Below are 26,150 nucleotides of genomic sequence, written 5' to 3'. Positions count from 1 at the left end.
GCACATAGCCGGGGTATAGCCTTCAAGGCTGCCCGGAGCTCTTCGGCCCGGTGGCACCTCCCGCCTCCCCTGCCGGGTGGGCGGGGAGGCGGGAGGTGCCACCGGGCCGAAGAGCTCCGGGCAGCCTTGAAGGCTATACCCCGGCTATGTGCTCCGTCCAGCGGCCGCCGCGATCCGGCGGTTCCCCCCGCCTCCGCCGTCAGCGGACGCGGACCGAGAGGCAGGTGACGCAGCCCTCGAGCTTCTCGAACTCCGAGATGTCCACGGTCAGGACGCGGTAGCCCAGGCTCCGCAGCAGCTCGGCGCTCCGGGGAGCGGAGGCGGCCATCAGGAGTGTGTCGTCGTCGAGGACGACCACGTGGGCGCCCGCCTCCTCGGGCATCGGCAGGAAGGAGGGGAACAGGCGCGGCTCGTCGACGACCGGCTCCCAGCCGATGACCGTGCCGTCGGGCAGCGCGGTCACGGCGCTCTTGAGGTGCAGCACCTTGGTCAGCGGGACCGCGACGACGTCGTACCCGCGGGGGCGGAGGATCGCGCGCAGCTGGGCGACCCCCGCCGCGTCGGTCCGGCCTCCGCGGCCGACGTAGACCGTCGATCCCACCTTGAGGACGTCGCCGCCGTCGAGCGTGCCCGGCTCCTCGATGCGGTCGACCGTCAGGCCGAGGGCGCGGACGGCCTCCTCGGCGCCCGCCGTCTCTCCGCGGCGGGACTCCGCTCCGGACCGGGCGATCACGGCGTGGTCGCCGAAGACGACGACCGCGTCCTCGAGGAAGACGGAGTCGGCGAGTCCGGGCGCCGGTGCGGCCTCGACCGTCTCCCAGCCGGCCCGCTCGAGCAGGTCGACGTACGCCTCCCACTGCTGCTGGGCGCGCTGCTGGTCGACGGGGACGCGCTCGAGGTGGGTGAGCTCGCCCGCCGAGAGGTCGGCGGCCGGGGCCCGGACGATCGCGATGCGGCGGTCGGTGACGACGGCGGCCGGCGCGCCCGTGGTGCGGAGGCGGTTCCAGAGCGCGCGGCCGACGCTCGCCGCCGAGACGGTGAACGCGAGCAGGAAGACGAGGTTGAGTCCGGCGAAGGTCTGGAAGATGGAGGCCCAGACGGCGCCCGTGACGGCCTCGCCGGTGGCGCTGGCCTGGACGAGCGTGCCGAACACGGCTCCGACCACACCCGCGACGAGTCCCGCGAGGGCGGCGCTCCAGGTGCGTCCGAGCGTCCCCGCGACGGCGAGGACGAGGACGACCACGAAGCCGAGCACGCTCGAGAGCAGGAAGTAGGCGTTGACCTGCGGGATGGAGCCGGGCTGCAGCTGGTTGCCGATGAAGAAGGCCAGCAGGTTGGCGAGGTGCGCCACGAGCGCGGTCGCCGCGGCGGCGAGCAGCGCGACGAGGATCCGGCGGCCCGTCCCGGGCGCGCGGTCCCGGTTCGGGGCGGTGGTGGTCGCTGCGGTCGGGGTGTCGGGAGTGGACGCGGGCGTCGAGTCGGAAGGCACCCGGCGACCCTACGCGCCCCCGCCCGCGCCTCGCCTGTCGATCCCCTAGCAGCCCCCTAAGAGCCGCCCACCGCACGGCAGAGCAGTTTCAGCGGCGTCCCGTGCCCAGCGATTCCCGTGACCGGCGACGCCCCAACTCCATGGAAAGCCTCACGTCGTGACGCCGACCACGCCCCGCCGCGCGAGGAGCGGCCGGGAAACCGCCCACCGCAAGGCAGAGCCGACTCAGCGGGAATCGCGTGCCAAGCGATTCACGCGGTCGGCGACGCGACCCGCTCCGCGGAACGCTCCGTGTCGCGAAGCCGACCGCGCCCCGCAGGATGCGGCCGGGAAGACGAGCACCGCAAGGCAGAGCCGGTTCAGCGGGAATCGCGTGCCAAGCGATTCCCGCGACCGGCGACGCACCCCGCTCTACGGAACGCACCCCGTCGCGAAGCCGACCGCGCCCCGCCGCGCATGATGCGGCCGGGGAGACGAGCACCGCAAGGCAGAGCCGGTTCAGCGGGAATCGCGTGCCAAGCGATTCCGGCGACCGGCGACGCACCCCGCTCTACGGAACGCACCCCGTCGCCAAGCCGACCGCGCCCCGCCGCGCAAGGAGCGGCGGGGAAGACGAACACGCCGAGGCAGAGCCGGTTCAGCGGGAATCGCGTGCCAAGCGATTCCCGCGACCGGCGACGCGACCCGCTCCACGGAACGCTCAGTCTCGCGAAGCCGACCGCGCCCCGCCGCGCAGGGAGCGGCGGGGAAGACGAGCACCGCAAGGCAGAGCCGGTTCAGCGGGAATCGCGTGCCAAGCGATTCCCGCGACCGGCGACGCACCCCGCTCTACGGAACGCACCCCGTCGCCGAGCCGACCGCGCCCCGCCGCGCTAGGAGCGGCGGGGAAGACAAGCACCTGAGTGGCGGGCGCTCCGCGCCCGTCACTCAGTGGAAGAAGTGCCGCTCCCCCGTCGTGTACATCGTGACGCCGGCGCGGGCGGCCGCGTCGATGACCTCGGCGTCGCGGACGGAGCCGCCGGGCTGGACGACGGCCTTCACGCCGGCGGCGAGGAGCACCTCGAGGCCGTCGGCGAAGGGGAAGAACGCGTCGGAGGCGGCGACGGAGCCGGTGGCGCGGTCGCCGGCGCGGGTGACGGCGAGGTGGCAGGAGTCGACGCGGTTGACCTGGCCCATGCCGACGCCGACGGAGGCGCCGCCCTTGGCGAGGAGGATCGCGTTCGACTTGACGGCGCGGCAGGCCTTCCACGCGAACTCGAGGTCGAGCATCGTGTCGGCGTCGGCGGGCTCGCCGGCGACGAGCTGCCAGCCGGAGCTGACCTCGCCGGGGCCGCCGATGAAGCGGTCCGGCTCCTGCAGCAGCAGGCCGCCGGAGATCTGCTTGAACTCGCGCTCGACGGGGGCGTAGAAGTCGGGGAGCTGCAGCAGGCGCAGGTTCTTCTTGGTCTTCAGCACCTCGAGCGCCTCGGGCTCGAAGCCGGGGGCGACGAGCACCTCGGTGAAGATCTCCTTCACCGTCTCGGCCATGGCGAGGGTGACGGGCCGGTTCGCGGCGATGACGCCGCCGAAGGCCGACACCGGGTCGCACTCGTGGGCGCGGCGGTGGGCGGAGGCGATGGGGTCGATCGCCTTCGAGCTCGCGATCGCTATGCCGCAGGGGTTCGCGTGCTTGATGATCGCGACGGCGGGGAGCACGAAGTCGTAGGCCGCGCGGACGGCCGCATCGGCGTCGACGTAGTTGTTGTAGGACATCTCCTTGCCGTGCAGCTGCGTCGCCTGCGCGATGCCGGTGCCGTCGGGCGAGACGTAGAGGGCCGCCTTCTGGTGCGAGTTCTCGCCGTAGCGGAGGACCTGCTGCAGGGTCCCGCGGATCTCGACCGAGCCCTCGACGCCCTCGGCCGCCTCCTGCCCGGCGAACCAGGCGGCGACGGCGGAGTCGTAGGAGGCGGTGTGCGCGAAGGCGCGGGCCGCCAGGGTGCGGCGCGCGGCGAGCGTCGTGCCGCCGTCGGCGAGGGCGGTCGCGATCCCGGAGTAGTCGGCCGGATCGACGACGATCGCGACGTTGGCGTGGTTCTTGGCGGAGGCGCGGACGAGGGCCGGGCCTCCGATGTCGATGTTCTCGACCACGGTCGCCGCGTCGGCGCCGCCGGCGACGGTCTCGCGGAACGGGTACAGGTTCACCACGACCAGCTCGAACGCGGCGATGTCGAGCTGCTCCAGCTGCTCGCGGTGCGAGGCGAGCCTCAGGTCGGCGAGGATGCCCGCGTGCACGGCCGGGTGCAGCGTCTTCACGCGGCCGTCGAGCGACTCCGGGAACCCGGTGACGGCCGAGACGTCGGTGACGTCGTGGCCGGCGCCGCGGAGGGTCGCTGCGGTCGAGCCGGTGGAGACGAGCTCGACGCCGGCCGCGGCGAGCGCCGCTCCGAGCTCGAGCAGGCCGGTCTTGTCGCTGACCGAGATCAGCGCCCGGCGGACGGGGACCCGGTCGCGGTCGTCGTAGCTGCTGGGGTCGTGGGCGGTGATGCTCATGCGCGGGCGAGCTCCTCGAGGTCGACGGTTCCGTGGGCGATGTCGAGCACCGTCTGCACCAGCAGGCGACGCTCGATGGTCTTGATGCGCTCATGCAGCGCGTCCTCGCTCTCGCCGGGGAGCACGGCGAGGCTCTCCTGGGCGATGACGGGGCCCGTGTCGACGCCGGTGTCGATCACGTGCACGGTGACGCCGGTCTCGGTCGCGCCGGCGGCGAGGGCGTCGCGGACGGCGTGGGCGCCGGGGAAGAGGGGCAGCAGGGCGGGATGCGTGTTGATCATCCGCGGGCTGAGCGCGTCCACCACCACGGGCGGCAGGATGCGCATGAAGCCCGCGCAGACGACGAGGTCGGGCTCCCACTCCCGGATGCGCCCGAGCAGGGCGGCGCCCCACTCGTCGCGGGAGGAGAAGTCGCGCGGCGCGACCGTGAAGGCGGGGACTCCGCGCTCCTCGGCGTGGCGGAAGCCCTCGGCGTCGGTGTCGCTGCCGACCGCGACGATGCGGGCGGGGAAGCCCTCGTCGCCGGTGGCGTCCAGCAGGGCGCGGAGGTTCGATCCGCCGCCGGAGAGGAGCACGACCAACTTCAGCACTGCGCAAGTCTAGGGGGACGCCTCCGCCGGCGTCAGCCGCGTCGGCTGCGGCCCGCGGCGAGGCCCAGGCCCGCGGCCAGCGCGAGCTCGAGGGCGGCGACCGCCCCGACGACGAGCGGGTCCGGGCCCACCTGGGCGAGCCGCCCGGGCCCGGCGGCGCCCGCCGAGAACCAGGCGAGGAGCCCGAGCAGCAGGCCGCCGACCACGCCGATCCCGCCGGCCGCGGCGGCGCCCCAGCGCAGCAGCGAGCGTCCGTCGAGCGCCTCGATCACGCCGCGCGGCAGCCGCCATCCCGCGGCGAACCCGGCGAGCAGCGGCACGAGCAGTCCGAGGAATCCGAAGGCCGAGTCCCCTGCGGGCAGTGCGGCGAGGACCGGGATCGACGGGATCGGTCCGAGCAGCGTTCCGGCCGCGCTCACGGAGGAGCCGGTGCCGAGGGCGAAGCCCGGGCCGATCAGCCAGCTCGCCGCCCAGATCACCAGGTTCGGGAGGAACGCGAGCTGTCCGAGAGTGAGGGCCAGGCCGCCGAGAGCCTCGGCGCCGAGGCTCTCGTAGAGCGCGACGACCGAGGTGTAGTGCACGACCAGCAGCACGGCGACGAGCACCGCCGCGACTCCGACCACGCCGGCCGCGGCGAGCGCTCCCCCGCGCAGCGACGCGAGGACGAGCCCGGGCCCCGGCGCGGGGACGCGGTCGAGCGCGGAGGCGGCCAGCTCGCCGAGGGGGTCGGCCTCGTCGCTGCGGGCGGAGTGGAGCGCTGCTCCGACGAGCACCCCCAGCGCGAAGACGAGCGGCGGCAGCAGCGTCCCCTGCAGGGGATCGACGGTGGCGGCCGGGTCCGCGGATCCGAGCGAGACCAGGAGCGCGATCGCCAGGTAGGTCGCGATCGCGACGAGGACGCCGATGGCCCGGAACGGCGACTCCTGGGCGCGGCGGCCGGTGCGCGCGCCGAGCAGCACGGTGAGGAGTGCGAAGGCCAGCGGAGCGATCGTCACCGGGAAGGCGTCCGCGCCTCCGGGCAGCGCGACGGCGAGGGCGGAGTCGGGGGCCAGCGCCGCCTGCAGGTCGGCCCCGTGGCCGAGCAGCCAGGCGTCGGCGGCGACCCGCCAGAACACGCCGAAGTCGACCGTCGTGTCGTACTGCACGGCCCAGAGGACGGTCAGCGGGACGAGCGGGATCGCGATCCCGATCAGCGCCGACAGCGCGGCGTCGAAGGCGGCGAGGAGGGCGACGGTGATCCGGTTCATGGGCCTGACGAGCCTAGCGGCGGCGCGCTCGGAGGCGGGTCAGGGGCGCGCCGCCCGGCCCTCTAGTGTCGGAGCCATGACGGGGACCTCGGACGCACGGACGGAGCGCGGCCTGGACCGCCTCGTGAACTTCTCCGACGCCGTCGTCGCCATCGCCATCACGTTCCTCGTCCTCCCCCTGGTCGACGTGGTCGAGGAGGGCCGCGCGGCCGATCTGGGGTCCCTCCTCACCGGGCACTACGGCACCCTCTCCGCCTTCTTCATCACGTTCGCCGTGATCGGGCGGCTCTGGACGGTCCACCACTCCGTCTTCGAGGGCGTGGCCCGGTACTCGCCCGCGCTCGTCGTCGCGAACATCGTCTGGCTGGCCGCGGTCGTCCTGCTCCCCTTCGCGGCGAACCTGATCTCGAACGTGCTCGACACCGACGGCAGCGTCATCGCGCTCTACATCGGCACGATGATCGCGGCGAGCGCGGCGACCCTCGCGATGCAGCTCATCGTGCGCCGCGATCCGGATCTCCTGGCCCCGGGGGCGGAGCCGCGGCGCTCCCTCTCGAGGTCGCTGATCGTGATCAGCGTCCTCCTCGCGGCCCTCGTGCTCGCCGTCGCGGTGCCGGCCGTCAACATGTTCGCGCTCCTGCTGCTCCTGCTCTCGGGTCCGATCGAGCGCCTGGTGCACCGCGGGCGCCCCGGGGGACGCGCGGCCCACCGCCGGACGGAGCGTGGGCTCGACCGGCTCGTCAACTTCTCGGACGCGACCGCCGCCATCGCCATCACCGTCCTCGTCCTGCCGCTGGTGCAGCTGGCTCCAGAGGTCGCCCGGGAGGGCGGCGGAGTCCCGGCGCTGCTCGCGGAGCACCTGGACTCGGTCCTCGCCTTCGCGCTCTCCTTCGCGGTCATCGCCGTCTTCTGGATCCCCCACCACCGCGTCTTCGAGATCGCCGGGGACTACGACGGCGCCCTGGTGTGGCTGGACCTGCTCTGGCTGGCCGCGCTGGCGTTCTTCCCGTTCTCGACGAGCGCGCTGGCGCTGTTCCCGGACTCCCGGGCGACGATCGGGCTCTACATCGGCACGATGGCCGCGATGAGCGGGGCGCTGGTCCTGATCGAGCTGCGCCTCTCCCGGCACCCGGAGCTCAGGCGGCCCGGCGCAGGGCCCCTGCCGCTCGCGCCCGCCCTGCTGCCCTTCGCGCTGCTCCTCGTCGCACTGGCGCTGGCGCTGCTGGTCCCGTCGGTCGGGCTCTGGTGGCTGCTCCTGCTCCTGCTGCAGCGGCCCGTCCGGGCACTGCTCGCGCGGCGCTGATCCTCAGGCGCCGGGCGTCCAGCCCAGCTGCGGGGCGATGCGCTCGGCGACGGCGCGCAGGATGCGCCGGTGCGACTCCACCCCGCCGACCGCCGGGAGCGTCACCGTGAGCGCGTCCGCCTCCGCGAGCGCCGGATCCGCGGCGAGCGACGCGACGATCCGCTCCGGGCTCCCGACGTGGAGGGGGCTGAAGCGCATCGGGGCGGCGATGATCGACCGGTCGGCCGTGCGGGGGCGGCCCTCGTCGTCCATCCGCGCGAGGTAGCCCTCGATGAAGGGGCGGTGCGCCTCCTCGTCGGCGGCGTCGAGCAGCGGCAGCACGATGCGGCCCGCCGTCACCCTCGACGTGCGCCCCGGGTGCGCTGCGGCGAAGGCCTCGCGGTAGGCGCGGATCTGCACCGCCTGCTGCTCGGCGAACGGCAGGCCCGTCTCCTCCGTGTTGAGCGTGGACACCTGCAGGTGCATGCCCTGCTCGCCCGCTCGGACCGCGGAGGACACCGTTCCCGCCCCGTACCAGAGCCGGTCGGCGAGGCCGGGCGCGTGCGGCTGCTGGACGAGCGGAGCGCCGACCGGGACCGACATCAGGGCCGATTCCGCGACGCCGAGCACGGCGCCCGAGAGCGCCTCGCGGAGTCGCGCGATGCGCTCCTGCGCCTCCTCGCGGAAGTCGCGCTCGGCCTGCCCGAACACCCCGTCGAAGACGGAGGCGAGATGCGCGAAGCCGCTGCTGACGCCGAGGTCGAGGCGTCCGCCCGAGAGCAGGTCCACGGTCGCGGCGTCCTCGGCGAGGCGCACGGGCGACTCGTAGCGGGCGCCGATGACCGCGGTCCCGAGGCGGAGGCGGCGGGTCCGGTGGGAGGCGGCCGCGAAGAAGGTCATCGGAGACGCGAGGTAGCGCTCGAAGTGCCGCACGCGGACCCAGCCGGTGCCGTAGCCGAGCTCCTCGGCGAGCTCGAGCAGGGCCAGCCCGTCCTCGAGGCTCCGCGCGGCGTCGCCGGGCTGCTCGGGGCCCTCCGGGTACGGCACGAAGGTCAGCAGGTCGAGTCCGAGGCGGCGGGTCACGCTGCGACGCTACTCCGGCCGGACCCGCCCCGACGACGGAACGGACGGCGCCGCCCGCCGGAGCAGGGGCACCGTCCGTTCCGACGGTGGTGCGGGGAGGACGGGCGCTAGAGCGCCGCGTAGACCTCGCGGAGCAGGGCGGCCGTCTCGGAGGGCGTCTTGCCGACCTTCACGCCCGCGGCCTCGAGGGCCTCCTTCTTGGCCTGCGCGGTCCCGGCCGAGCCGGAGACGATGGCGCCGGCGTGGCCCATCGTCTTGCCCTCGGGGGCGGTGAAGCCCGCGACGTAGCCGACGACGGGCTTCGTGACGTTCGCCTTGATGAAGTCCGCGGCGCGCTCCTCGGCGTCGCCGCCGATCTCGCCGATCATCACGATCGCCTTCGTCTCGGGGTCGGCCTCGAACGCGGCGAGCGCGTCGATGTGCGTCGTGCCGATGATCGGGTCGCCGCCGATGCCGATCGCGGTCGAGAAGCCCAGGTCGCGCAGCTCGTACATCATCTGGTAGGTCAGGGTGCCCGACTTCGAGACGAGGCCGATCGGGCCCTTGCCGGTGATCGTCGCGGGGGTGATGCCCACGAGCGACTCGCCCGGCGTGATGATGCCGGGGCAGTTCGGGCCGATGATCCGGGTCTTGTTCCCCTTCTCCTGCGCGTACGCCCAGAACTCCGCGGAGTCCTGCACCGGGATGCCCTCGGTGATGACGACGAGGAGGCCGATCTCGGCGTCGATCGCCTCGATGACGGCGTCCTTCGAGAAGGCGGGCGGCACGAACGCGATGGAGACGTCGGCGCCGGTGGCCTCCATCGCCTCCTTCACGGTGCCGAAGACGGGGAGCTCGACGTCGCCGTGGGTGACGGTCGTGCCGGCCTTGCGGGCGTTGACGCCGCCGACCACGTTCGTGCCGGCCTTGAGCATCAGCGCGGTGTGCTTGGTGCCCTCGCCGCCGGTGATGCCCTGGACGATGACCTTGGAGTCCTTGGTGAGGAAGATCGACATGCTTGTTCTCTGATTCCTTGAGTCGTCGGGTCCGTTACGCGGCGGCGAGTTCGGCGGCCTTGTCGGCGCCCTCGTCCATGGTCGCGGCGAGCGTGATGAGCGGGTTGGCGGCGGCCTGGAGGATCGCGCGGCCCTCCTCGACCTTGTTGCCGTCGAGGCGGACGACGAGCGGCTTCGTGGCCGAGTCGCCGAGGATCTCGAGCGCCTGGAGGATGCCGTTGGCGACCGCGTCGCACGCGGTGATACCGCCGAAGACGTTGACGAAGACGCTCTTGACCTGCTCGTCGCCGAGGATCACGTCGAGGCCGTTCGCCATCACCTGGGCGGAGGCTCCGCCGCCGATGTCGAGGAAGTTGGCCGGCTTCACGCCGTTGTGCCTCTCTCCGGCGTAGGCGACGACGTCGAGGGTCGACATGACCAGGCCCGCGCCGTTGCCGATGATGCCGACCTCGCCGTCGAGCTTCACGTAGTTGAGGTCGTTCTCCTTGGCCTTCGCCTCGAGCGGGTCGGCGGCGTCCTTGTCCTCGAGCGCGGCGTGGTCCGCGTGGCGGAAGCCGGCGTTCTCGTCGAGCGAGACCTTGCCGTCGAGCGCGACGATGTCGCCCTCCTCGGTGAGCACGAGCGGGTTCACCTCGACGAGCGTGGCGTCCTCGCCGGTGTAGACGTCGTAGAGCTTCACCAGGACGGGCGCGACCTTGGCGATCAGCTCCTCCGGGAACTTCGCCGCGCGGGCGATCTCCTCGGCCTTGGCCTGGTCGATGCCCTGGCCGGGGACGACCTCGACGCGCGCGAGGGCGTCGGGGCGCTCGACGGCGAGCTGCTCGATCTCCATGCCGCCCTCGTAGGAGGTGAGCGAGAGGTAGGAGCGGTTGGCCCGGTCCAGCAGCACCGAGAAGTAGAACTCGCGGTCGATGCGCGCACCGCCGGCGACCATGACGCGCTTGACGACGTGGCCCTTGATGTCGAGGCCGAGGATCGACTGCGCCGCGGCGAACGCGTCCTCGGGGGTCTTCGCGACCTTCACGCCGCCCGCCTTGCCGCGGCCGCCGATCTTGACCTGCGCCTTGACGACGGTGACGCCGCCCAGCTTCTCCGCCGCGGCGCGCACCTCCTCCGGCGTGTCGGCGACGATGCCCGGGAGCACGGGGACGCCGTACTTCTCGAACAGATCACGGGCCTGGTATTCGAAGAGATCCACGCTGCATTCCCATTCCGCGCCGAGCGCGCTTGCGTTTCGAGTTCGAGGTGGCCCGGACGACGCCGGAGTCTCGGCACTGTCCCTGGGCCGCGCCGAGTCTACTCCGCACCCGCCGGGGGCTTCCCGTGCGGTCGCTCCGCGCCCGCCCGACGCCCGCCGGGGCACCGGCCCCTCCTCCGCCCGCCGCTCCCGCGTAGCGTGGAGCCATGTCGTCGGCCTCCCGCACCCCGGACGTCTTCCGCGAGGGCGTGTTCCTGCTGGCGGGCGCGCGCGCGATCCTCCTCCAGATCGCGCACCCGGCGGTCGGGCAGGGCGTCGCCGACCACTCCGACTTCGTGCACCGGGCCGTGAACCGCCTGCACGGGACGCTCTCCTACCTCTACGTCCTGCACTACGGCACTCCCGAGGACGTGCGCGCCGTCCGCCGCCGCGTGAACAGGGCACACGTGCCCGTGCGCGGCCCCGGCTACACGGCCTTCGACCCGGACCTGCAGCGCTGGGTCGCGGCGACGCTCACCCAGTCGATGCTGCAGCTCTACGAGGGCGCCTTCGGTGCGCTGAGCGAGGAGGAGGCGGACGACATCGTGCGCCGCTCCGTCGTCGTCGGCGCGGCCCTGCAGATGCCCGCGGACCTCTGGCCCGACTCCCGCACCGCGTTCGACGCCTACTGGGAGCGGGAGCTGGAGCGCCTCGAGGTCACGCCCGCGGCCCGCCGGGTCGCCCGCGACCTGCTGGGCCCGAGCATCGCCGCCTGGTACCTGCGCCCGCTCGGCCCCTACCTCCGCCTGATCACCGCCGGTCTGCTCCCGGCGGCGCTCCGCGAGCCCTTCGGCTTCCACTGGACCGCACGGCAGGAGGCGCGGTTCGAGCGGGCGCTCTCGCGCACCTTCGCCGTTTACCGCCTGCTTCCCGCGATCGTGAGGACGGCGCCCAGCCGCTACTACCTCGCCCGGGTCCGACGCGACGCTCAGAAGCCGGCCACGACCTCCCAGCCCGCGTAGGCGGCGAGCTCCAGCCCGAGCGCCTGCGCGGCCGCGCGCGCCTCGTCGATCCCGCGCTCGTCGCGCACGTCGACGGTGACCGGCACGCTGTCGCCGAACCCCGCGATCTCGACCCGCGCGCTCGTCGGACCGCTGTAGAGCGGGACGTGCGCGTCCGCGGTCCGCGCGCCGACCACTCGCGAGCCGGTCGCCTCTGCGATCACCGCGAGGGCGAACGGAGCCGTCACCACCGCATCCGTGTAGAGCGTCGCCTCGCCGCGCATCGCGCCTCCCGTCGTCCGACCCGCGGAACCGGGCCGCAGCAGTCCGACTGTAGGCAGCCGCCCGCGCCTCCCGCACCCCCTTCCGCTCGGCGCCGGGATGCGCACTCCCCGCCCGTCCGTGCTGAACATCCGGTGCGGATCGCTCGACGCGGCCGCCCGGCGGATCTACGGTGAAGCACCCGGCATCCGCCGCGGCGGTCAACGACGACTGGAGCCTTGATGAGCATCACCGAACCCCGCACGGCCGAGGCCCCCGCCGCTCCCCCGCCCGCCGCCGGCTTCGGCACCCTCTCCGTCGCGGCCATCCTGGCGGAGGCGGCGCGGCGCACCCCTGACACGATCGCCATCCGCGTCGGCGAGCAGGCCGTCGACTACGCGGCCCTCTGGCGGCAGACCCGTGCCTACGCCGGAGCCCTGCGCGCCCAGGGGATCGGACCGGGCGACCGCGTGGCCCTGCTCGTCCCGAACGTCCCCGACTTCCCCCGCGGCTACTTCGCCGTCCTCGCGCTCGGCGCCGTGGTGGTCCCCGTGCACGCCCTGCTCAAGCACGACGAGATCGCCTACGTCCTGCGCGACTCCGGAGCCGTCGCGCTCGTGTGCGCCGCTCCGCTGCTCGCCGAGGGGGCCGCCGGAGCGGACCTCGCCGACGTTCCCGTGCTGAGCGTGATGGTGCCCGACGGCACCGCCTCGCCCCTACCGCGCCTGGAGGACCTCGCCGCGGAGGCGACCCCGATCGACGGCTACGTGCCCCGCTCCCCCTCCGACACGGCGACGATCCTCTACACCAGCGGCACCACCGGCCGCCCGAAGGGGGCGGAGGGGACGCACTTCGCGATCGTCTCGCAGTCGGACGTGCTGCTGATGAACACGTTCGACCTGCACCGCGGCGACGTGGTGCTCGGGGCGCTGCCGCTCTTCCACACCTTCGGGCAGGTCTGCGCGATGAACACGGCCTTCCGCACCGCCGCGACGGTCGTCCTGGTGCCGAAGTTCGACGGCGACGCCGCGCTCGAGGCGATGATCGCCCACGGCTGCACGGTCTTCGAGGGCGTGCCCACGATGTACGTCGCCCTGCTCGACGCCGCGACCCGGCGCGAGGACCGGCCGCCGCTGCGCTACGCGGTCTCGGGAGGCGCCGCCCTGCCCGTCGCCGTGATCGAGCGCTTCCGCGAGGTGTTCGGCGTCGAGATCTACGAGGGCTACGGGCTCACCGAGACCTCCCCGGTCGCCACCTTCAACCACGTCGGAGTCCCGCCGCGGCCGGGCACGGTCGGCACGCCGATCTGGGGCGTCGAGGTCGAGGTCGCCCGCCCCGACGTGACCGACCGCGTCGAGCTGCTCCCCCGGGGCGAGCTCGGCGAGATCGTGGTGCGCGGGCACAACCTGATGAAGGGGTACCTCGGCAACCCGGCGGCGACCGCGGAGGCGGTGATCGACGGCTGGTTCCGCACCGGCGACCTGGGCACGAAGGACGAGGAGGACTACATCCGCATCCTCGACCGCACGAAGGACATGATCATCCGCAACGGCTACAACGTGTACCCGCGCGAGGTCGAGGAGGTGCTGATCGGGCACCCGGCCGTGCAGAACGCGGCGGTCTTCGGGATCCCGGACGAGCGCCACGGCCAGGAGGTGATGGCCGCGGTGATCCTCGCCCCGTCGGCGACCGCCACCGCGGAGGAGCTGATCGCCTACGCGAACGAGCATCTCGCCGCCTTCAAGTTCCCCCGCCGCGTCGAGTTCGTCGACGCCCTTCCGCTCGGGCCCAGCGGCAAGATCCTCAAGCGGGAGCTCGTCGCGCGCTACGCCGGCTGACCCCTTCCGCGAGATGCCACTCGGGTGAGCCCGCCACGGCGTGCCTCCCACTCGAGTGGAATCTCGCGGAAGGCGACCAGAGGGCACACGGGAAGGGACGGACGTCAGCCGAGCAGGGACCAGACGGTCCCGGCGAGGACGGTGCCGACCGCGGCGCCCGCGAGGACCTGAGCGGGGGTGTGCGCACCGAGGCGCACCCTCGACCAGAGCACCCAGAGGACGATGGGCACGCTGATCAGCAGGGAGAGCGGTCCGTAGGCGATCAGCACGACGACGGTGCAGGTGGCGACCACCGCCGCGTGCCCGGACAGCTTCCAGACCAGGTTGACCACGCCGACGGCGAGCACCACGGCCACCGTCACCACGCCGAACGTGGTCACCGCGGCAGGAGCGCCGAGCACGGCGAGCAGTACCAGGCCGGCCGCGATCGACACCAGCGCCAGCGCGATCGGCAGCGCCCGCTCGCGCCGGTCGGGGACGTGATGGTCGCCGTGGATCCGGCCGGTGCGCATCAGCAGGCGGATGACGAGGTAGGGCACCACGCCGACGAAGAGCGCCGCGAGCGCTCCCCAGGCGACGCCGAGCAGGGGCGGATCCGCGACGCGCGCGCCGACCACGACCGGCACGAGCACCGCGAGGACCGCCGGGGAGAACACCTCCGTCGCGAGCCGCGCGGCCGCCGATCCGGCCGCCACCGGACTAGATCTTCTCGATCGGCGCGACCTTGATCAGCAGCTTCTTCGCGCCCACCTGGTCGAAGAGCACGTGCGCGACGCGCTTCGAGCCCTCGCCCGTCACCGCGTTCACGCGCCCCTCACCGAAGTCGGTGTGCCGGATCCGGTCGCCCGCGATCAGCTCGAGGTCGCCGTTGTCGCGCACCATGCCGGTGATCCGGTTCGGGAACTCGCCCTTGGCCTTCGGCGCCGCGGCGAGCGCCTCCCGAAACTCGGTGTTCGATCGCGACTTGCCGAAGCCGGGCCGCTGAGCGTTCAGGGCCCGGGGCTGCGTACCGCCGCGCGAGGTCGCCGCGCCGGGCGACTGGCGCCACTGGATCAGCTCTCCCGGGATCTCCTGCAGGAACCGGCTCGGCATCGCGACCGACGTCTCGCCGTACTGCGCGCGGGTCATCGCGAGCGAGAGGTAGAGGCGCTTGCGGGCCCGGGTGATCCCCACGTAGAACAGCCGCCGCTCCTCGGCCGGGCCGCCGGGCTCGTTCGCCGAGATGCGGTGCGGGAGCAGGTCCTCCTCGATGCCGGTGAGGAACACGGCGTCGTACTCGAGGCCCTTCGCCGTGTGCAGCGTCATCAGCGAGACGGTGCCGGAGTCGTCGTCGAGGTCGTCGGCCGCGGCGACCAGCGAGACCTCGGTGAGGAAGTCCACGAGCCCGCCGTCCGGGTTGTTGCGCGCGAACTCCTTGGTGACGGCGATGAGCTCGTCGACGTTCTCGGCGCGGGCCTCGTCCTGCGGGTCGCGGCTGGCGCGGAGCATGTCGAGGTAGCCGCTGCGGGTGAGGAGCGCCGTCAGCACCTCGTGCACCTTCGCCTCGCCGCCCTCCCGTGCGGGGTCGAGCATCAGCGCGCACTCGTCGAGGAGGGTCGCGAGGTCGACGATCGCCTTCGTCACCTTCGGGCCCATCCCGAGCGAGCCGGCGTTGCGCATCGCCTCCCGCAGGGTCACCGCGTTGGTGTCGGCGAACGACTGCAGCTGCGCCTCCGTCGCGGGGCCGATGCCCCGCTTCGGAGTGTTCATGATGCGCCGCAGCGCCAGCACGTCGGCCGGATTCGCCACCGTGATCAGGTACGCCAGGGCGTCCTTGATCTCGGCGCGCTCGTAGAACTTCGTGCCGCCCAGGATCCGGTAGGGCAGCGCGGAGCGGATGAAGATCTCCTCCAGCGCGCGGGTCTGCGCGTTGGTGCGGTAGAAGACCGCGATCTCGTCGTAGCCCGTGCCCGCCGCGTGCAGGCGAGCGATCTCGTCGACCACGAACTGCGCCTCGTCGTGACCCGAGTAACCGGTGTAGCCGACGATCTTCTCCCCGTCGCCGCTGGAGGACCAGAGGTTCTTCGCGCGACGGTCGAAGTTGTTCGAGATGACGGCGTTGGCCGCCGAGAGGATGTTCTGCGTCGAGCGGTAGTTCTGCTCGAGCAGGATCACGCGGCAGCCCGGGAAGTCGCGCTCGAACTCGACGATGTTGCGGATGTCGGCGCCGCGGAACGCGTAGATGGACTGGTCCGAATCGCCGACGACGGTGAGCGAGGCCCCCGGGATGGAGCCGTCGGCCGTGACCGGTCCGCGGTAGGGGCGGTCGAACTGCGCCGCCGCCATCGTCGCCGGCGGCACGGGCCGGGTCAGCTCGTGGATCAGCGAGTACTGGGCGTGGTTCGTGTCCTGGTACTCGTCGACCAGCACGTGGCGGAAGCGCCGCTGGTACTTCGCGGCGACGTGCGGGAAAGCGCGGAAGAGGTAGACGGTCTGCGCGATCAGGTCGTCGAAGTCGAACGCGTTCGCCCCCTCGAGCGCCCGCGAGTAGGCCCGGAAGACCTGGAGGAACATCTCCTCGTTCGGGTCGCTGAGGTTCGCGGTGCGGGCGTAGGAGTCGACGTCGGCGAGCTCGTTCTTGAGCTTGGAGATCTTCGCGGAGGCGCTCGCGACGGTGATCCCGAGCGAGTCGGCCTCGAGGTCCTTCACGATGCGCTTGAGCAGGGCGCGCTGATCGCCCGAGTCGTAGATCGTGAACGACTTGGTCATGCCGAAGTTCTCGGCCTCGCGGCGCAGGATCCGCACGCACGCGGAGTGGAAGGTCGAGATCCACATCCCCTCGGCGCTCTGCCCCACCAGCTTCTCGACGCGCTCGCGCATCTCGGCCGCGGCCTTGTTGGTGAACGTGATCGCGAGGATCTGGCTCGGCCAGGCCTCGCCGTTGCCGAGGAGGCTCGCGATGCGCCGGGTGAGGACGCTGGTCTTGCCCGAGCCCGCACCCGCGACGATGAGCAGCGCGTCTCCGCGGTACTCGACCGCCTCGCGCTGCTGGGGGTTCAGCCCCGCGACGAGCTGCTCGTGCGCCGGGTCGGTGCGGGGCGCGTCCCCGGGGCCGCCGGGGGGACCGACGATGACCGGGGTGGCGCGGGAGTCGCTCGGATCGAAGAGGAAGCTCATGTCCCTCCGAGTGTAGATCGCCCCTCCGACACCGGGAGCGGTCAGGCGGTCCGCTGACGCGGCGCGGGCGACGTGAGCGCCCCGCCGACGTCCAGTCCGCGCCACGCGAGGGAGAAGCCGAGCACGGCGAGCGCCGACGTCGACACCGCCAGGAGCTGCAGGAGCGCGAAGGCGGTGAGGTCCTTCGTGTCGTCGGGGTAGTACTGGATGCCCTGGACGGCGAGCGCCGCGAGCAGCACCACCACGATCACCGAGCACACCAGGAGCAGCCGGTTCACCCCGCGCCGCGCGGGCCTCTTCGGCGCTCGGCCCACCTGGGCCCTGGTGGTCAGCCACGCGCAGGCGGCGGAGGCCGAGGCGAGCGCGACGAGGTCGGCCCCGAGGACGTCGCTCGCCCGATGCCAGGAGGCGGCCATCGTCAGGTTGCCGACCAGCACCACGACCGCGCCGCCCAGCGCGAGCACGACGGTCCGCGCCCGCCCGGGCACGACCATCGCCAGGGCGAAGACCACCGAGACGGCCGCCGCGGTGTGCCCGCTCGGGAAGCTGCCGCCGGTGTACCAGGAGTCGGTGTCGACCAGCTCGGGCCGCTCGAGGACCACGTTCTTGAGCAGCTGGGTGAGCCCGGCCGTGACGACGATCGAGCCGACGGAGGCGACGGCGAGCGCCGGGCGCCTCCGGATCAGCGCGATCGCCGCGACGAGCAGGGCGCCGACGACCATGGAGAGCGGGGTGACGTCCGCGAGCGCCCCCGCGGCGGCGCCGGTGGCGCGGCCGAAGACGAGGTCGGCGCCCCGGAGCCCCGAGTTCTCGACGCCCTGGCCCTGAGGGGTGAGCACGGCGAGCCAGTAGACGACGGCGACGCCGATCACGGCGAGGACGGCGGTGGTGATCCAGCGGCGGGTGATGCGCTCTCGGGTGGACACGGGGCCTCCTCTCGAGGGTCGGGCGGGCGGTGGTGAGCCGATGATGCCAGCGCAGCCTCCGCGTCCGCTCGGCACGCGCCGGAGGAGCGCCCGATCACGATCCGGATTCAGCCGCGGAGCAGACGCTCCTGCTCGGCCGCCCGCGCCTCGATCGCCAGATCGGGCTGGTCGGCGAAGACGCCGTCCACTCCCGAGCGGAGGATCATCGCGAACTCCTCCTGCCAGCCGCCGTACTCCGCCGGGTCCTTCCCGCGGCGGTGCACCTTCTCGAGGAACCGGTTCTCGGCGCGCAGCGTCCAGCAGTAGACCTCGAGCCCGGCCGCGTGGGCGTCCTCGACGAGCGGACCGGTCCCCGTCGCCCGGCCGGCCGCGTCCCGCGAGAAGAGCATGCTCTTGTCGACGCTGATCCCGTCGACGACTCCGGCGAGGTTCCGCAGTCCCGCCGGCGTGGTGAAGGCGGAGTAGGGGGCCGCGGCGGCGCCGTGGGCGGCCACGAGGTCGGGCGGGGCGCCCCGCGACTCGAGCAGGTAGATCCGGCGGGTGCCGACTCCGCGCACCGCGAGCCGCTCCAGAACGGTCTTCTCGAAGCTCTCGATCGTGAGCCGCGGGTCGCGCGGACCCCAGCCCGCGGCGGCGAGCTCCTCGCGCAGCAGCACGTCCAGCGGCAGCCCGATCCCGGCGAAGTACGTCGCGTGCTTGATCTCGGCGACGAGCCCCGGCGGAGCGAGCGGATCGTCCTCCGCCGCCCGGTCCAGCAGCGCCAGCAGCTCGCTGAAGCGCAGCAGCGGGAACTGGCCGTCGAACGTGGCGCTGGAGCTGCGCACCGCCGGCAGCCGCTCGCGGGCCCGCAGCTCCGACAGCTCGTCCCAGGTGAAGTCCTCGGTGAACCAGCCGGTGATCTCGCGGCCGTCGATCCGCTTGGTGGTGCGGCGTGCAGCGAACTCCGGGCGCTTCTCGACGTCCGTCGTGCCGGAGATCTCGTTCTCGTGGCGGAGGACGAGCACGCCGTCGCGGGTCGCCACCAGATCGGGCTCGAGCGCATCGGCGCCCAGCGCGATCGCCAGCTCGTAGGCGGAGCGGGTGTGCTCCGGTCGGTAGCCGCTCGCTCCGCGGTGGCCGATGACGAGCGGTGACTGACGCGCGGGCATGCCGCGATCCTACGGGCGGCACTGCGTGGCTCGCAGCGGAGTCGAGGTCCGCTCGAAGAGAACAGCCAGACTCTGAGAGGTGCTCTCAGATATGGTGGTGTCCATCGTCGCAGTCCTCTCGGATCCGCGGCGCACCCCGCACCCACAGCGACTCAGATCCGCGAGTTCCCTCGGAGACCAGCGCACCTGAGAGAAGAGGAACCATGGCAAGCAACAATCCGGCCTTCGGACGCCCGGAGTTCAGCAACCGCGGCTACGCCGGCCGCGTGCAGGACCTCCCGGACGTCTCTCCCGGCACGCTCGACCAGATGTACTCCCGTCCGGCCGCCGGCTCCGTCGAGACCGACCGGATGACCGTCGAGGACACCCTCGCCAAGACCGCCCTCGCCTTCGTCGTGCTCCTCGCGGGTGCGGCCGTCGGCTGGTTCGTCCCGGGCCTGATGCTCCCCGCCGTGCTCGTCGCGCTGGTGCTGGGCATCGTCAACGCCTTCAAGAAGCAGCCGTCGCCGGCCCTGATCCTCGGCTACGCCGCGACCCAGGGCATCGCGGTCGGTGCGATCTCGAAGTTCTTCGAGAGCGCGTACGCCGGAGCGGTCGTCCAGGCCCTCATGGCGACCGTCATCGTGATCGGCGTCACCCTGGCGCTGTTCATGAACGGCAAGATCCGCACCTCGCCGAAGCTCAACAAGATCTTCTTCATCGGCATGATCAGCTACGCGGTGTTCTCGCTGGTGAACCTGGGCCTCGGCCTCTTCGGCGTCGGCGGCGGCTTCGGTCTCCGCACCGGCTTCATCGGCATCGTGATCGGCCTCATCGCCGTCGCGCTCGCCACGTACTCGCTCGTGATGGACTTCGAGTTCATCCAGCAGGGCGTGCGCAACCGCCTCCCCCGCATCTACGGCTGGACCGGCGCCTACGGCATCCTGGTCACCGTCGTCTGGATGTACCTGGAGATCCTGCGCCTCGTCGCGATCTTCCGCGAGTAGCACGGCGCACCACGTCCGACGGGCGCTCGACCTCCGGGTCGGGCGCCCGTCGTCGTTCCCGGCCCCAGCGTCGTTCCCGGTGCACTGCCGGGAGCGCCTGGCACGATGGAGGGATGAGCGCCGCAGACTCCCGGATCGTCGGCCTCGACGTCGCACGCGGCCTGGCCGTCCTCGGCATGTTCGCCGCCCACCTCGCCCCCGTCGAGAGCGAGATGCTCTGGAACGGCCGCAGCTCCGTCCTCTTCGCCGTGCTGGCGGGAGTGTCGATCGGGCTGATGACGGGCGGCGCACAGCGCTCCTCGCGGCCCTGGCAGGACACTGGATCGATCCTGCTCCGCGGGCTGTACCTGCTCGTCATCGGCGTCGCCCTCACCCTGCTCGGGACGCCGATCGCGGTGATCCTGCCGCACTACGGGGTGATGTTCCTCGTCGCGGCGCTGCTGCTCTTCCTGCCGCGGGCGGTCCTCGCCCTGCTGGTCGCGGTCGCGGCGATCGCCGGGCCCCTCGCGGTCGACGCGCTGACGAGCGCCGGCGGCTCCTGGCTCTCGACCCTGTCGCCCGACGAGGCGCTCCTGGCCGCGCAGCCCCTCATCTGGCTCACCCAGTACTACCCGGTGCCGTCGTGGCTGGCGTACGTGGTCCTCGGCCTCCTGATCGCGCGCTGCGACATCCGGTCCGCGACCACCCAGCGCTGGGTCGTCGTCGGCGGCGCCGCCTCGGCCGTGCTCGGCTACGGCGGCGGGCTGCTGCTCGGGGGTCCGGAGGCGGTGGAGGCGCACGCCAGCACCACTGCCGAGCTGCTCGGGGCGGGCGGGGTCGCCTGCGTCGTCCTCGGCGCGCTGACGGCTCTTCTGCAGCGGCTGCCGCTCCTGGCGCGGGCGGCGACTCCGATCGCGGCCGTCGGTGCGATGCCGCTGACGATCTACTCGCTGCAGCTCGTGGCGCTGGCGGTGTATCTGGTCCCGTACGAGCCGTTCGACTTCGAGGCGTGGCGCAGCTGGGCGCTGCTCGGCGTCTTCGTGGTCGGCTCGATCGTCGCCGCTCTCCTCTGGAGGCGGCTCGTGGGGCAGGGCCCGCTGGAGTGGCTCCTCGCGCGCGCGTCGCTGCGGCCTCGGGGTCCGCGTGCGGCGCTGGGTTAGGGTGGCCGGATGATCACGCGTCGCGAGGCCGCTCAGCGCCTCGACATCCCCCTCGAGATGGCGACGCGGCACGGCATCCCCACCCGTCTGTCGGAGGAGGAGCTCGCCGCCCTCGAGCAGGATCCGCCCGCCTGGCTCGTCCAGTCGCGCGCGAACCGCACCGGCAGGCGTCCCGTGTGGGTGACCCTCGACTGCGCCGTCTGCGGCCGCTCCGAGGCCGCCCGCCCGAAGAAGTGGTGGCCCGAGTTCACGTTCCTCGTCTGCGAGGACCATTCCCCCGCCTCCTGGCCGCACCACCCCGAGGGCCACCGCCGAGACGAGTACGACGGCATCGGCACCCGCTTCATCGGCGTGCTCGACACCCCCGCCTGACCCGCGCTCGCGCGCCTGCCGCCCTCCGCCTGCGCCCCGGCCCCCGGACCGCCGCGCAGACCCGAGTTCCCCGACCACTCGGCAGGAGCTCGCTTCTCGGCCGGAACCCCGGGACATCCCCGCAGGGCCTCGAACCCCTGACCGCCACTCGATACGCCTCGCGAGGAACCGGTCGCCCCTGACCGATCCCCCGGCCTCACCGCGGCCACCCGTTCCCTGAACAGCCACCGGAGCTCGTTCCCCGACCTGCACTCCGGGAACGGCCCCCTCGGGGCTCGTTCCTCTCCACCTGCACCCGGAACGGCCCCGCAGGGGCTCGTTCCCTCTACCTGCACCCGGGAACGGCCCCGCAGGGGCTCGTTCCCCCACCCGCTCCCCTCAACAAGAAACGGCCCCCTTTGAAGGGAGCCGTTCCTGACGTTCCGCGGGTCTCCGCGCGGTCAGCTGCAAGGCGGAGAAGGGCGCGATACCGGAGGTATCGCAACCGCCGACAACGCCGCAGATGACCGTGCGGAGACCCGCGGAATCACTCCCACTCGATGGTGCCGGGGGGCTTGGACGTCACATCCAGCACCACCCGGTTCACGCCGCTCACCTCGTTGGTGATGCGGTTGGAGATTCTGGCGAGGAGGTCGTAGGGCAGGCGGGTCCAGTCGGCGGTCATCGCGTCTTCCGAGGAGACGGGGCGCAGGACGATGGGGTGGCCGTAGGTGCGGCCGTCGCCCTGGACTCCGACGGAGCGGACGTCGGCGAGGAGGACGACGGGGCACTGCCAGATCTCGGTGTCGAGGCCGGCGGCGGTGAGCTCGGCGCGGACGATGGCGTCGGCGTCCTGGAGGAGGTCGAGCCGCTCCTGCGTGACCTCGCCGACGATGCGGATGCCGAGGCCGGGTCCGGGGAAGGGCTGGCGGCCGACGATGACCTCGGGGAGGCCGAGCTCGCGGCCGATCGCGCGGACCTCGTCCTTGAAGAGGGTGCGGAGCGGCTCGACGAGCGCGAACTGCAGGTCCTCGGGGAGTCCGCCGACGTTGTGGTGGGACTTGATGTTGGCGGTGCCGGTGCCGCCGCCGGATTCGACGACGTCGGGGTAGAGCGTGCCCTGGACGAGGAAGTCGATCGTCTCGCCCTCGCCCTGCGCTTCGAGCACGAGCGCTTCGGCGGCGGCCTCGAAGGTGCGGATGAACTCGCGGCCGATGATCTTGCGCTTCTGCTCCGGGTCGCTGACGCCGGCGAGCGCGTCGAGGAACTGCTCGCGCGCGTCGACGGTGACCAGGCGGACGCCGGTCGCGGCGACGTAGTCCTCCTCGACCTGGCGGCGCTCGTCCTTGCGGAGGAGTCCGTGGTCGACGAAGACGCAGGTGAGCTGGTCGCCGATGGCGCGGTGCACGATCGCAGCGGCGACGGCGGAGTCGACTCCGCCGGACAGGCCGCAGATGACGCGTCCGGTGCCGACCTGCTCGCGGATCACGGCGACCTGGTCGTCGATCACGTTGGAGGAGTTCCAGTCGGCCGGGATGCCCGCGGCGCGGTGGAGGAAGTTCTCGATGACGGCCTGGCCGTAGGCGGAGTGCTTGACCTCCGGGTGCCACTGCACGCCGTAGAGGCGGCGCTCGTCGTTGCCGAAGGCGGCGACCGGGGTGGAGCTCGTGGAGGCGAGGACCTCGAAGCCCTCGGGTGCCTGTGCGACCGAGTCGCCGTGGCTCATCCACACCGTCTGGTCGGCGGGCTGCTCGCCGAGGAGCACGCCACCGTCGGTCGAGAGGGCGGCGTCCGTCGCTCCGTACTCGCGCAGCCCCGTGTTGGCGACCTCGCCGCCGAGCGTCTTCGCCATCACCTGGAAGCCGTAGCAGATGCCCAGGACCGGGACCCCGAGGTCGAAGATCGCGGGGTCGAGCTGCGGGGCGCCCTCCTCGTACACGCTGGAGGGGCCGCCCGAGAGGATGATGCCGACGGGCGACTTCGCGGCGATCTCGGCGGCCGTGGCGTTGGAGGGCACGATCTCGGAGTAGACGTTCGCCTCGCGGACCCGGCGGGCGATCAGCTGCGCGTACTGCGCGCCGAAGTCGACGACGAGGACGGGCTGCGCGGCCAGGTGCGGCTGGGGAGCGGTGGGCTGCTCGCTAATGGGGGGCCTCCACGGAGTCGGTCGGGGTCTTCGGGTCGGTGCCGGCGGTCCGGCGCTCGAGGTACTGCTCGACCTCGCGGGCGATGCGGGTCTCGACGAAGAAGGAGAGGGTGGGCACCACGCCGCCGAGCGCGATGAGCACGAAGCGCGAGAACGGCCAGCGCATGAGGCTCCACAGGCGGAAGTCGGCGAAGAGGTAGACGACGTAGAACCAGCCGTGCGCGATCAGGATGCCGGTGGACAGGTTCGCGCCGGTGCCGCTCGACGTGAACTCGCCTCCGGGCACCTCGTACATCGGGGCGAAGTGCAGGACGCCCTGCTGGCCGAAGGCGAACAGCTCGAGGTGGAAGACGTACTTGAGGAGCATCTCCGCGCAGAGCAGGAGCAGCATCACGCCGGTGATGATCGAGGTCACCCGGTAGAAGCGCAGCGCGCTCCGGATCGCAGGGAACTGCGCGGGCTTGGGCTCGAGGGGCATGACGACCAGTTTACGGTGCGGGGGCGGGGGCCTCGGCCCGGTCGCCCAGGTCGGCGCGGGCGCGCTCCTCGGCGTCGAGCGCCTCCTCTGCCTCGCGCTCCCACGCGTCCTTGACGAGGCGGAACCAGAGGTAGAGGGCGAAGCCGGCGAAGACGACCCACTCGATCGCGTAGAAGACGTTGAGCCAGTTCAGCGAGACGTCGCTCACGCGCGCCGGGGAGTCGATGGCCCCGAGGCCGGCGACCGGCTCGTCGACGACGACGTAGCCCTGGTAGACGTCCTGCGGCGGGTCCGGCCAGCGGTTGATCAGCGCGGGGACGGAGAGCGCGGTGAGGGTGGCGGGGTCCAGGCCCTCCGCCGGCGCCTCCGCGGCCTCGTTGGCCACGAGGCGGCCGGTGAAGGAGGAGGGCGCCTGCTCGCTCCCGCTGTTGAGTGCGTCCGCGACGGACTGCGCCTGCGCCTCGTCCTGCGTCCAGCCGTAGGCGAGCACCAGGTCGGCGTCGGCGGTGCGGGTGCGGGCGATGACCCACCAGCCCGGCTGCTCGCCGTTCAGGCGGCCGCCGAGGATCTCGGCACCGCCCGGCACGAAGACGGACGAGCCCTCCACGCGCTGTCCGTCGGCGGTCGCCGTGATCGAGCGGGAGGGGGCCGCGACCTCGGCGAGCGGGAGCGTCGTCTCCGACACTCCGGAGTCGGGCGCGGCGGCTTCGACCGCGCGGCCGACCTGCCACTGCCCGAGCGCGGCGAAGAGCCCGGCGATCAGGAGTGCGAGCGCCAGCGCGGCGATCCAGCGCGGGCGCCGGGCCACCTGCCCGACCGTGCTCTGCGTCATTCGTCCCTCGTCCGCCCTCGATCCGTGCGGTGTCCCGCGGGCCGGATCGAGCCTAACCCGTGAGTGTGGGAGCTCCGTGGGATCAGTAGTCGGGCTCCCTCGGGCGGCGGGGCCGGGCGTCGTCGGCGCCGTCGGACTGCTGCATCGCCTGGTCGATGAGCGCCTGGCGCATCGGATCGGGGAACTCGTCGTCGAGCTCGTCCGGCTCCGCGGGGCGCCTCGGAGGAGCGGGGGCGTCCTCCGCGGAGACGGCGGGCGCGGCCATCGCCGCCTCCACGAGCGCGAAGTCCTCCTCGTCCATGGCCGTGGCCGCTGCGGGCGCCGGGCGGTGCCGCCGCCGCGAGAGGAACGCGCCGATGCTCTCGGAGCGCGAGGCGAGGATCGGCCCGACGATCGCCATGATCAGCACGTAGAGGCCGGCGAAGGGCTGGATCCGCTCGTCGAGCCCCGCCGAGAGCGAGAGCGTCGCCAGGATGAGCGCGAACTCGCCGCGGTTGTGCAGGATGAACGCCGCGTTCAGGCCCGCGCGCGGTCCGAGCTTGTTGAGCCACGCGACGAACTGCCCCGCGCCGAGGTTGAGGACGATGGTCATCACCGCAGCGATCAGCACCGGGACCACGACGCTCGGGAACGCGCCGGGATCCAGCCCGAGACCGAAGTTGACGAAGAAGAAGGCTCCGAACACGTCGCGCAGCGGGATCGCGATGTGCTCGACCCTCGACCGGAACCGCGTCGCTCCGATGACCAGTCCGATCAGGAACGCGCCGATCGCGTCCGTCACTCCGAGGACCTCGCCGATGCCGCCGAACAGGATGGCGAGACCGAAGAACAGGATCGTGAACAGCTCGTCGTCGCGGGTGCGGAAGAAGCGGGAGACGACCTTCCCGCCCCAGCGGGCGATCGCGAACATCACCACGAGGAACGCGAACGCGATGACGAGCTTGAGCACCACCGGCCACGGCTCCGTCTCGCCCGAGAGCACCACGGACACGATCGCCAGGTAGACCGCGATGAAGATGTCCTCGACGACCGTGACGCCCAGGATCATCGGCGTCTCGGGGTTCGCCAGGCGCTTGAGCTCGATCAGCAGCTTGGTGACGATCGCGCTCGAGCTCGTCGCCGTGATGCCGGCGATGATCAGCGCCTCGCGGCTCCCCCAGCCCAGCGCGAAGCCGAAGCCGAGGCCGACGGCCATGTTGACCGCGATGTAGGAGCCGCCGGAGAGGATCAGGCGGCCGGCGTTCCCGAAGAACTCGTCCTGGTCGAACTCCAGGCCGAGATTGAACAGCAGCAGGATCAGCCCGAAGACCGCGGTCAGCTCGATGTAGCTCGACTCGAAGTCGAGTGGGAAGAGGTGGAAGTTCGGGCTCGCGAGGAGCCCGACGACCATGTAGATCGGGATGGCCGGGAGCCCGATCGTCCGCCCCAGCCGGCCGAGGACGTAGGCGACGACGAACAGGACGCCGAGGACGATGAGGTCTTCGCCGTGGTGCATC

The 26,150-nt window shown here is 72.5% G+C and carries 22 protein-coding genes; 6 read left to right on the top strand and 16 right to left on the bottom strand.

Features of this window, described 5'->3' with window-relative positions; all coding sequences use genetic code 11:
- Positions 1-199: 199 nt before the first annotated feature.
- The 4 genes from ddaH to C5D50_RS08350 all read right to left on the bottom strand — a co-directional run bounded on the left by ddaH (position 200) and on the right by C5D50_RS08350 (position 5,855).
- Positions 200-1,489, bottom strand: coding sequence for a dimethylargininase (gene ddaH / locus C5D50_RS16955; RefSeq protein ID WP_104283256.1), 1,290 nt, complete (start codon positions 1,487-1,489; stop codon positions 200-202).
- A 927-nt stretch (positions 1,490-2,416) separates the two neighbouring features.
- Positions 2,417-4,018: a bifunctional phosphoribosylaminoimidazolecarboxamide formyltransferase/IMP cyclohydrolase gene (gene purH / locus C5D50_RS08360; RefSeq protein ID WP_104283255.1), complete on the bottom strand. Its 1,602-nt coding sequence runs from the start codon at positions 4,016-4,018 to the stop codon at positions 2,417-2,419.
- On the bottom strand, positions 4,015-4,608 hold the full coding sequence (gene purN, locus C5D50_RS08355; RefSeq protein WP_104224933.1) for a phosphoribosylglycinamide formyltransferase: 594 nt from the start codon (positions 4,606-4,608) through the stop codon (positions 4,015-4,017). Before purN ends, purH begins: the two co-directional genes overlap by 4 nt.
- A 32-nt stretch (positions 4,609-4,640) precedes the next feature.
- A complete protein-coding gene (locus tag C5D50_RS08350) occupies positions 4,641-5,855 on the bottom strand; it encodes a DUF6350 family protein (protein ID WP_104283254.1) in 1,215 nt (404 codons plus the stop codon).
- A gap of 76 nt (positions 5,856-5,931) precedes the next feature.
- On the opposite strand from C5D50_RS08350, the gene C5D50_RS08345 reads away from it, so the two are divergent.
- Complete coding sequence (locus C5D50_RS08345) at positions 5,932-7,158, top strand: TMEM175 family protein (protein WP_181137324.1); 1,227 nt, start codon at positions 5,932-5,934, stop codon at positions 7,156-7,158.
- 3 nt (positions 7,159-7,161) lie between these two features.
- Here C5D50_RS08345 and C5D50_RS08340 read toward each other — a convergent pair whose 3' ends face one another.
- From C5D50_RS08340 to sucC, 3 genes are all read right to left on the bottom strand, one after another.
- Positions 7,162-8,220, bottom strand: coding sequence for an LLM class flavin-dependent oxidoreductase (locus C5D50_RS08340; protein ID WP_104283252.1), 1,059 nt, complete (start codon positions 8,218-8,220; stop codon positions 7,162-7,164).
- Positions 8,221-8,327: 107 nt separating this feature from the next.
- Positions 8,328-9,215: a succinate--CoA ligase subunit alpha gene (gene sucD / locus C5D50_RS08335; protein WP_104224929.1), complete on the bottom strand. Its 888-nt coding sequence runs from the start codon at positions 9,213-9,215 to the stop codon at positions 8,328-8,330.
- 34 nt (positions 9,216-9,249) lie between these two features.
- A complete protein-coding gene (gene sucC, locus C5D50_RS08330; protein WP_104224928.1) occupies positions 9,250-10,413 on the bottom strand; it encodes an ADP-forming succinate--CoA ligase subunit beta in 1,164 nt (387 codons plus the stop codon).
- Between the two features lie 206 nt (positions 10,414-10,619).
- Between sucC and C5D50_RS08325 the strand changes: the two genes are divergently transcribed.
- A complete protein-coding gene (locus tag C5D50_RS08325; protein WP_104283251.1) occupies positions 10,620-11,414 on the top strand; it encodes an oxygenase MpaB family protein in 795 nt (264 codons plus the stop codon).
- Here the strand turns inward: C5D50_RS08325 and C5D50_RS08320 are convergent.
- Positions 11,381-11,677 (bottom strand): hypothetical protein, encoded by a 297-nt coding sequence (locus C5D50_RS08320; protein WP_104224926.1) that lies wholly within the window; start codon positions 11,675-11,677, stop codon positions 11,381-11,383. The two genes, C5D50_RS08325 and C5D50_RS08320, sit on opposite strands and share 34 nt — an antisense overlap.
- Positions 11,678-11,896: 219 nt before the next feature.
- On the opposite strand from C5D50_RS08320, the gene C5D50_RS08315 reads away from it, so the two are divergent.
- Positions 11,897-13,492 (top strand): long-chain fatty acid--CoA ligase, encoded by a 1,596-nt coding sequence (locus C5D50_RS08315; protein ID WP_104288986.1) that lies wholly within the window; start codon positions 11,897-11,899, stop codon positions 13,490-13,492.
- A 104-nt stretch (positions 13,493-13,596) separates the two neighbouring features.
- On the opposite strand, the gene C5D50_RS08310 is transcribed toward C5D50_RS08315, so the two are convergent.
- The 4 genes from C5D50_RS08310 to C5D50_RS08295 all read right to left on the bottom strand — a co-directional run bounded on the left by C5D50_RS08310 (position 13,597) and on the right by C5D50_RS08295 (position 18,722).
- Entirely contained in the window at positions 13,597-14,187 is a 591-nt protein-coding gene (locus tag C5D50_RS08310) for a phosphatase PAP2 family protein (RefSeq protein ID WP_104283249.1), read from the bottom strand.
- Positions 14,188-14,191: 4 nt separating this feature from the next.
- Positions 14,192-16,648: an ATP-dependent helicase gene (locus tag C5D50_RS08305; protein WP_104261607.1), complete on the bottom strand. Its 2,457-nt coding sequence runs from the start codon at positions 16,646-16,648 to the stop codon at positions 14,192-14,194.
- Positions 16,649-16,689: 41 nt separating this feature from the next.
- Positions 16,690-17,574, bottom strand: coding sequence for a phosphatase PAP2 family protein (locus C5D50_RS08300; RefSeq protein ID WP_104224743.1), 885 nt, complete (start codon positions 17,572-17,574; stop codon positions 16,690-16,692).
- A 107-nt stretch (positions 17,575-17,681) separates the two neighbouring features.
- On the bottom strand, positions 17,682-18,722 hold the full coding sequence (locus tag C5D50_RS08295) for a glycerophosphodiester phosphodiesterase family protein (RefSeq protein ID WP_104283248.1): 1,041 nt from the start codon (positions 18,720-18,722) through the stop codon (positions 17,682-17,684).
- 203 nt (positions 18,723-18,925) lie between these two features.
- Between C5D50_RS08295 and C5D50_RS08290 the strand changes: the two genes are divergently transcribed.
- From C5D50_RS08290 to C5D50_RS08280, 3 genes are all read left to right on the top strand, one after another.
- Positions 18,926-19,708, top strand: a complete 783-nt coding sequence (locus C5D50_RS08290; protein ID WP_104224741.1) for a Bax inhibitor-1/YccA family protein — start codon at positions 18,926-18,928, stop codon at positions 19,706-19,708.
- A 113-nt stretch (positions 19,709-19,821) separates the two neighbouring features.
- The gene (locus C5D50_RS08285) at positions 19,822-20,847 is read left to right on the top strand and encodes a DUF418 domain-containing protein (RefSeq protein ID WP_104283247.1); all 1,026 of its coding nucleotides are present in this window, start codon (positions 19,822-19,824) and stop codon (positions 20,845-20,847) included.
- A 9-nt stretch (positions 20,848-20,856) separates the two neighbouring features.
- Positions 20,857-21,219 carry a DUF5997 family protein gene (locus tag C5D50_RS08280; protein ID WP_104224739.1) on the top strand — a complete coding sequence of 121 codons (363 nt, stop codon included), beginning with the start codon at positions 20,857-20,859 and terminating at the stop codon, positions 21,217-21,219.
- A 526-nt stretch (positions 21,220-21,745) separates the two neighbouring features.
- Here C5D50_RS08280 and guaA read toward each other — a convergent pair.
- The 4 genes from guaA to C5D50_RS08260 form a co-directional block, all read right to left on the bottom strand.
- Positions 21,746-23,311, bottom strand: a complete 1,566-nt coding sequence (gene guaA / locus C5D50_RS08275; protein ID WP_104227304.1) for a glutamine-hydrolyzing GMP synthase — start codon at positions 23,309-23,311, stop codon at positions 21,746-21,748.
- Between the two features lie 28 nt (positions 23,312-23,339).
- On the bottom strand, positions 23,340-23,822 hold the full coding sequence (locus C5D50_RS08270) for a DUF3817 domain-containing protein (RefSeq protein WP_104283246.1): 483 nt from the start codon (positions 23,820-23,822) through the stop codon (positions 23,340-23,342).
- A gap of 10 nt (positions 23,823-23,832) precedes the next feature.
- Positions 23,833-24,654, bottom strand: a complete 822-nt coding sequence (locus tag C5D50_RS08265) for an SURF1 family cytochrome oxidase biogenesis protein (protein ID WP_104283245.1) — start codon at positions 24,652-24,654, stop codon at positions 23,833-23,835.
- 82 nt (positions 24,655-24,736) lie between these two features.
- The gene (locus C5D50_RS08260; RefSeq protein ID WP_104283244.1) at positions 24,737-26,149 is read right to left on the bottom strand and encodes a cation:proton antiporter; all 1,413 of its coding nucleotides are present in this window, start codon (positions 26,147-26,149) and stop codon (positions 24,737-24,739) included.
- Position 26,150: the final 1 nt, after the last annotated feature.

It is taken from the genome of Rathayibacter sp. RFBD1, from assembly GCF_002932915.1.
Lineage (GTDB): Bacteria > Actinomycetota > Actinomycetes > Actinomycetales > Microbacteriaceae > Rathayibacter.
Note: the sequence above shows the minus strand (reverse complement) of the source record. Positions and strands in the feature narration are given on the sequence as shown.